Origin of the sequence: Paenibacillus sp. BJ-4 (genome assembly GCF_020404765.1) — a bacterium.
Taxonomy (GTDB): Bacteria; Bacillota; Bacilli; order Paenibacillales; family Paenibacillaceae; genus Paenibacillus.
Window position 1 is genome coordinate 1 of the sequence record NZ_JAIVEM010000143.1, and the last position, 7,171, is coordinate 7,171.

At 40.5% G+C, this 7,171-nt stretch carries 5 protein-coding genes and 2 pseudogenes; 6 read left to right on the forward strand and 1 reads right to left on the reverse strand.

Features of this window, described 5'->3' with window-relative positions:
- Window positions 1-2,287 precede the first annotated feature (2,287 nt).
- From LCF57_RS22260 to LCF57_RS28335, 6 genes and pseudogenes are all read left to right on the forward strand, one after another.
- Window positions 2,288-3,301: a LacI family DNA-binding transcriptional regulator gene (locus tag LCF57_RS22260; protein WP_226002667.1), complete on the forward strand. Its 1,014-nt coding sequence runs from the start codon at window positions 2,288-2,290 to the stop codon at window positions 3,299-3,301.
- Between the two features lie 434 nt (window positions 3,302-3,735).
- Entirely contained in the window at window positions 3,736-4,758 is a 1,023-nt protein-coding gene (locus tag LCF57_RS22265) for a molybdopterin-dependent oxidoreductase (protein ID WP_226002668.1), read from the forward strand.
- A gap of 60 nt (window positions 4,759-4,818) precedes the next feature.
- Window positions 4,819-5,886 carry a carbon-nitrogen hydrolase family protein gene (locus LCF57_RS22270; protein ID WP_226002669.1) on the forward strand — a complete coding sequence of 356 codons (1,068 nt, stop codon included), beginning with the start codon at window positions 4,819-4,821 and terminating at the stop codon, window positions 5,884-5,886.
- 31 nt (window positions 5,887-5,917) lie between these two features.
- Window positions 5,918-6,160, forward strand: coding sequence for a family 1 glycosylhydrolase (locus LCF57_RS27705; protein ID WP_264083759.1), 243 nt, complete (start codon window positions 5,918-5,920; stop codon window positions 6,158-6,160).
- A gap of 22 nt (window positions 6,161-6,182) precedes the next feature.
- Complete coding sequence (locus LCF57_RS28330) at window positions 6,183-6,296, forward strand: family 1 glycosylhydrolase (RefSeq protein ID WP_413232220.1); 114 nt, start codon at window positions 6,183-6,185, stop codon at window positions 6,294-6,296.
- 38 nt (window positions 6,297-6,334) lie between these two features.
- Window positions 6,335-6,913 (forward strand): annotated as a pseudogene (locus tag LCF57_RS28335) (family 1 glycosylhydrolase); the annotation flags it as partial.
- Between the two features lie 53 nt (window positions 6,914-6,966).
- Here LCF57_RS28335 and LCF57_RS22280 read toward each other — a convergent pair.
- A pseudogene (locus LCF57_RS22280) lies at window positions 6,967-7,171 on the reverse strand (transposase); the annotation flags it as partial.

The following is a 7,171-nucleotide window of genomic DNA, read 5'->3' on the forward strand; positions in this document are numbered from 1 at the left end:
CGTCCGTTCTATACAATAGTTACCTATATTATACAACATTAACGCGGTGTCGTCTTAAACAAAATCAACATAAAAAAAGCTGTCGAGACTTTCTCGACAGCCTGAAGTCCTGATTGTATCAGGACTTAGTAAGGGATAAACTTGTTGTCGGGTGATAGGAACATTATCTCATTAATTGCTGCGAAAATCGCGGTTTTTTTATTTTATGGGATAAAGTTCTTGTCAAAACCAAATGACAAGAACTTTATCCCATTTCCGATTTTGACAAGAACTTTATCCCATTTCCGATTTTGACAAGAATATTATCTCATTCCCGAGGAATCAATCCGGGTGATTGAATCATTTCACGAACGAGCAGCGACTATCATAGGAACATCCCTTAAATCACAGGCTTGATCGTTCACGGCAGAAAGTGAACGATCTATAATCTCACGATCATCATCGGAAGTATTGAGAAGCGGATAGGCGAATTGAAGATTTCATACATTGATACAATAAGAAACGTCCCTGTTGTCTTCCATATCTTCAGTCTTTTTAACCGCTGGCACAAGGTTCCGCAGCTAAGTAACGTACGATATACACTTCGCCGCTTGATATACCTTGTACGTGCCGTTTCAATAAAGCTATCATCTGTCTGTGCTGCAAGCTAAACAACCATGAAGTAAGAGTGATCCGAGTCTAGGCATGATAACATAGGATTCATGTTTATTGTCGTTCAATTATTTATATTTGAGAGTAATCAACTCTTTGTTTGTAGAATTCAGCATGTTTTGTATGATAATGAATGCATTTTTTGCTTGCTGATCAACAGGGGTAATGAATTGTCGTCAACTCGAATAAATGAGCCACCTCGGTGCTTATCAAATCCGATAATTCCTACAATAATTATCGGAGGACAAGAACATAGTCGCATTCAAAGTCAGCAAAATTAGCGGCTGTTTTTGTTTTATGGGAACAAGCTCTTGTCCCGAGCTGACGCCACAATTATTCTTTAGGTGAAATTGAGGAGTTTCTTCAATATGTAAGTAAATTCATATAATTTCAAAGCACTAACATTGAAATACACTTGAGAAATAAACTCTAAAAGTCCGATCGAATGTAACAATTAAGAGCTAAGGAATAAAAAAACTACTCGGCCGAAAATAGACGACGAGCAGTCTTCGTGATTTAGTAAGGCTACGTCTCTTTTAAACTCCTGATATTCCCCCTAGCTATAGTCAAATAAATCATACTACAGTTGAATCCGATAAATAGAGAAAATAGGATTATAATAAAGAGAAGATTAAAGCAAAATGAATAAACGTCTATTCAAAAAACCGATCTTCTGAATGATTATTAGTATACTATTTATTTAGGGCTTAATTAAAGAGCAGTTTTCGGATGCCCCACAAACTGTTAAAATTCAATCTGTAAGTGTAACCGAAAATACTATTCTAAGGTGGCGACTATTGAAACAGGAGGGATCAATTGCCTCAACAGAGTCAAAAGAACAATTAGAAGAAAAGAAATTTCTTTACGAATTCTTTTCTTCAGGTAGCTTGCATGTTGATGATCATATCAATTCTCTCACGAATTATTTTTGGTACGGATATACACACAATTACGACATGCTAAGTATGAGGAGACTATTCTGCTTAAACTACCAACTGGTTTTGCTTCAACGTACATCCGACAGGTTTTCTTTTTCGCCGCCTGTTTGACTCTCACTTTAACTGGAAAATTATACTTTGGAAGAAGCGGGCAGAAACGCAATATTAGCTTTTGATGAGTGCATCCATGTTCAAAATCAGCGATTTCTTGAAGATCAGACACATGTCTGTCAAGACGTTTCGTTTTTACGATCAGATGAACTTGTTCAAGCCGGCCCATACTGACCCTTAATCCGGAACCGGTACTACACTGCCGATAAGTTGTTCCAAATTCACTGCCCTACAAAGAACTGAGTGGCTTTTTTTGTTCGACCTTCAGACTCTAAAACTAATATAATTAATAATGGGAAAAGACTATTATCACATCTTATTAAGATGAGTGGAAAATTCACTCTTTTATCATGGTTAGCTTCGTACATAACGATTATAATGGAGATTGACCTTTTTCTTATAGATCAAGGTACTCAATATCAGAATTTTCTAAGTACTTTCTGTGAATCTGCCTTTTCAGAGCAGAAGAAGTAACTTGACAGCGTAAAAATTATCATCAGATCATTCATTTGAGATGATCGAATATTATGTGTAATCAAGCCCTGTACGCCTGGTGGAATAACAAAACAAATAAGGAAGGATCAGTAATGAGGAAAGATATGAACATACAGGAAGTCGCACGTTTAGCAGGCGTATCTGTAGCTACAGTTTCCAGGGTTTTAAACGATAGCCCCAAAGTTAAAGAAGTTACTCGTATGAAGGTACTGGATGTGATTCAAAAGTTCGATTACCAGCCGAACCTATTAGGCCGGGATTTGAGGAGATCGGAAACAAAGAAGGTATTAGTAATAACATCTGCTTTAGAAAAACCAATACTTGCTGATGTTGTCAAAGGAATAGAGATTTGCGCAAAAGAACATGGATATTACGTATTGGTTTGTCCTACTTCATATAATTGGAATAAAGAGCAAGAACTCATCCAAATGTTAAAGAATCGACTCGCTGATGGCGCAATTACGTTCAGTACCGCTCTTAGCGAAGTAGAACTAAGTGAGATAAGCAAAAAATACAACATAGTTCAATGCTGCGAGTATAAGAAGGCTCCCTATACATGTTCAGTATCCATTGACGATGAAAAAGCAGCTTTTGATGCAGTAAACCACTTGATAGAATTAGGACATCAACATATAGCATTAATTGGTGACAATGATACCTTATCCGAATCTTCAACTCTACGCAGAGAAGAAGGATACAAGCGAGCTTTAAAAAGTAGTGGGATCCCTTTCAGGCCTGATTTAATGAAGTACGGTAGTGGTGAGTACATGGATGGGATGAGATTAACAGATGAGCTCCTTCTGATCAAAGATCCTCCGACAGCCATATTTTGTTTGAATGATATTCTCGGAGTAGGATGTATCAATGCGATTAAGCAACACGGTTATTCCATACCGGATGAGATCGCCGTTATAGGGTTCGATAATACAAGAGAAGCTCTAATGTCGGTACCTCCGCTTACGACGATCCATCAACCCAAATATGAAATAGGTTATAGTGCAATGGAGTTGCTGATCCATAATATGACAAATAGTCATAAGAAATATGATAATCTCATGCACCAACATGAAGTTATAGCTAGAGGATCTACAATAGGCATGAAATAATCAAGAGAGAAACCTGCTTAAACCATTAGCAATGTTAAATGTTTAAGTAGGTTTTCTGTTGTAGTTTTCTGTGTGATATCAAATAAACATGAAATAAAAAATCAGATCTTCACAAGTAACAATCATAGTATTGACTTCTTGTAGAGGCTAACTTATATTATAAATGTAATCCGTTACATTTCATTTTATAGATGGTTAATACCTTTAATTATTAAACAAATAATTTTTTTTATCACAAAATGTAACGGATTACATTTTGTGAATCATAGTAATATTCTTAATAATACGTTGTAAAACTGGCTTCTCGTACGATGCGTGAGGGGGAATGCTTTCGATATTATATGGCCATTCTGACATTTGGTGATGATGATCAAGGAGGAAGTTATGAAACAGAAAAGTAGCATTATATGTCACAATACCGGTGGTGCGTCTCTATGGTAAATTCCTCAAATAGCGATCTCAAAATGAAGTTTTTCGGATTTGGTTTGGTTCAAAACCGCGATCCTCGGGTTCATGAGAATCGGATCACAGATGAACGTGATCTGTTTAAAGTTTGGCACCTAGGTATCCCTGACATTGCCGATTCTAGTCAATGGGTGCTAAACATAACCGGACTTGTGGAACATCCAATGCGATTTAGTCTTGCCGACTTACAAGCCTTGCCGCAAACAACTGTGACGGCGTTTCATGAGTGCGCGGGAAGTCCGTTAAACCCAAAAGTACCTCAAAGAAGAATCGGAAATGTAGTGTGGACCGGCGTTAAACTTGCGGATGTACTGCAAAAGGTCAATATCACGAGCGAAGCAGTCTATGTCATTTCGAGAGGAATTGACGAAGGGGTGTATAACAACGTTCATTATTCCGGTTATGAAAAAGATCTTCCATTGGATAAAGCATTAGATCCTAATGTGTTGATAGCCCTGGCCATAAATAATGAGCCCATTACGGTGGAACGCGGTGGACCCGTTCGGCTTGTCGTTCCAGGTTATTACGGGACTAACTCAACGAAATGGCTGACGGATTTGATCGTTTCCAAGGCCCGAAGTTCCAGTGCATTCACCACCAAATATTACATGGATCGCGAAATGGTTGATGGCGAATTGAAAGAGTCGCCGGTATGGGGGATCCATCCCAATTCGATTGTGGTGCATCCTCAAAATGGTCAAACGATCAAGCCTGAAGAGTGCATGATTTGGGGATGGGCATGGGCCGAAGCTGCGGTTGCCGAGGTAGAAGTATCTATTGATGGCGGTGAAACCTGGCAAAAAGCAAATGTAGAGACCAGATCTAACATGGAATGGCAGCGCTTCAATTTTCGATGGAAGCCAAAATCCGTAGGTGAGTTTTGCATCATGACGCGAGCCACTGATACCAAAGGCATGAACCAACCTTTTACGCCAAGACGCAATCAGGTATCCAGAGTAATGATTTTTGTTGAGCAATGTAGTGACTTGTAATTGGGTTGGTAATGCCATTGGCGAAAGCCGATGATTATCATACAAAGAGGGAATGAGACAATGACTCGAAACATTACTGTAGCAGCAGCCCATTCGGCTCCGGTGTTTTTAGACAAACAGGCAACCTTGGAGAAAGCCATAGCGGCTATTCAGGAAGCAGCCAAAGGCGGTGCCCAGCTTATTGCTTTTCCTGAATCCTTTTTGCCCGGATTCCCGGTGTGGGCTGCTGTGCGAGCACCTATCTACAATCACAAGCTGTTCACGGAAATGGTCAAAAACTCCATCTATGCGGATGGTCCAGAAGTAGAGCAACTCATGCAGGCTGCGAAAACGAACGGTATTCATGTATCGTTTGGGTTCAGCGAATTGAGTCGTGCCAGCGTGGGCTGTATCTGGAACTCCAATGTTTTAATCGGAAGTGATGGAGTTATTCTTAATCATCATCGAAAAATCATGCCAACGTTTTACGAAAAACTAGTGTGGGCTCCTGGTGATGGTGATGGACTGCGTGTAACTGACACAGAAATCGGCCGGATCGGTACGTTGATCTGTGGTGAAAACACGAATCCGCTAGCCCGTTTCGCCCTTATTGCTGAACGTGAAGAACTGCATATTTCAACGTATCCACCTTTATGGCCAACACAGGATCCGTCTATGGGTCTGGATTATGATTTGGAAAGCGCAATTCGTATTTGGGCTGGAGCGCATTCGTTTGAAGGAAAGGTGTTTAACCTCGTAGTTTCGTCAATATATGATTCAACAGCCAAGACCAAACTTTCTTGCTTGGGCAGTGATGCCGAGGATATTCTCGAAGGCACGGCACGCGGCGTTTCGTTTGTTATGGGTCCCCATGGAAATGTAGTAAGCGAAGTCATGCGCAAGGAAGAGGGGCTTTTATTTTGCACGATCGATCTAGATGAATGTATTGAGCAAAAGCAATTCCAGGATATATCAGGTTATTATAATCGTTTTGATATTTTTGATTTACGTGTGCATCGAGAACGGATGGTCCCTGCCAAGTTCTTTGATGGTAGCTCCAGTAAGAATCAGCCACCAAGTCATTCCGGGGGTTCTACAGACCTCAAGCCGAAAGCCAGTAAAATTAGTTCTGCGGAAGAGGAGAACTAGCTGGAGTAGATTTTAATAGGAGGAACGGTACATGAGTAAAATAAAGGAAGACTTTTTATGGGGGGGTGCCATAGCTGCTAACCAAGCAGAAGGTGCATACAACAAAGATGGAAGAGGTCTAAGCACGGCGGACATTCAGCCTTTTATACCTGATGCCACGCCCACGGATTTGCATTTTAACGATATGGATTCCATGACTTATGAAAAATATCATCAAGGAAATTACTATTACCCTAAACGCCAAGGGGGTGCATTTCTACGAAAGATACCGTGAGTATATCGATGCGTTAGCAGACATGCATGTAAAAACATTGCGGTTGTCTATTTCTTGGAGCAGGATTTTTCCGAATGGAGATGATACCGTTCCAAACGAGCAGGGTTTGGCCTTCTATGATCGATTATTTGAGTAAAAAAATATTGAGCGATCGTCACGATTTTCCATTATGAAATGCCTTTAAATTTGATTGAGCAATATGGCGGTTGGACAAGCCCGAAACTGATTGATTTCTTCGTGAAGTATGGGCAAACCGTCCTGCAAAGATATCACCAAACCGTTAAATATTGGATCATTATCAATCAAATTAACCTTGTCCACAAAGAGGCATTTGCCTCCCTTGGCATACTGAAAGATAAAGTTGATCATTACGAGCAGTCTCAGTTTCAAGCGGTTCATCACCAATTCGTTGCTTCTGCAAAGATTACTGAGTTTGGCCACAAGCTAAATCCATCCCTTCAAATGGGAATGATGTTGGCCGATACGTTAACCGCCCCTTATTCATGCGAACCTGCAGATGTCGAACTGAATTTCAGACGAAATCGAATGCAATATTTCTACAGCGATGTTCTGATTCGAGGAGAGTATCCAGAATATGCATTGACGTATTTCGAAGGCCATGACATCCAGCTGGAAATTACGGAATCAGAGAAAGAATTGCTTCGGAACAATACAGGCGATTTCCTTGCAGTCTCTTATTACTGGTCAAATACTGTTAAAGCTAGTGAGAATACGATGGACCCTAATTCTACCGTCAAAAATCCCCATTTGAAAGCGAATCGCTGGGGCTGGTCTATAAATGCTTCAGGATTATTCGCTTTCACGTGCGTCGAATCGGTCACCAGAACGCGTCCGCCCACCATCCGGTGTGAGATCGCCTGCAGGACAATTTCATCGAAAATATCCTGAAAGATCGTGGTGTCCTTAAAACGGGTCCGGCGATTCCAGCTGATGGTCGTATGGTCCGGAACTTTATCGGTTAAACCCAGCCCCAAAAACCAGCGATAAGCC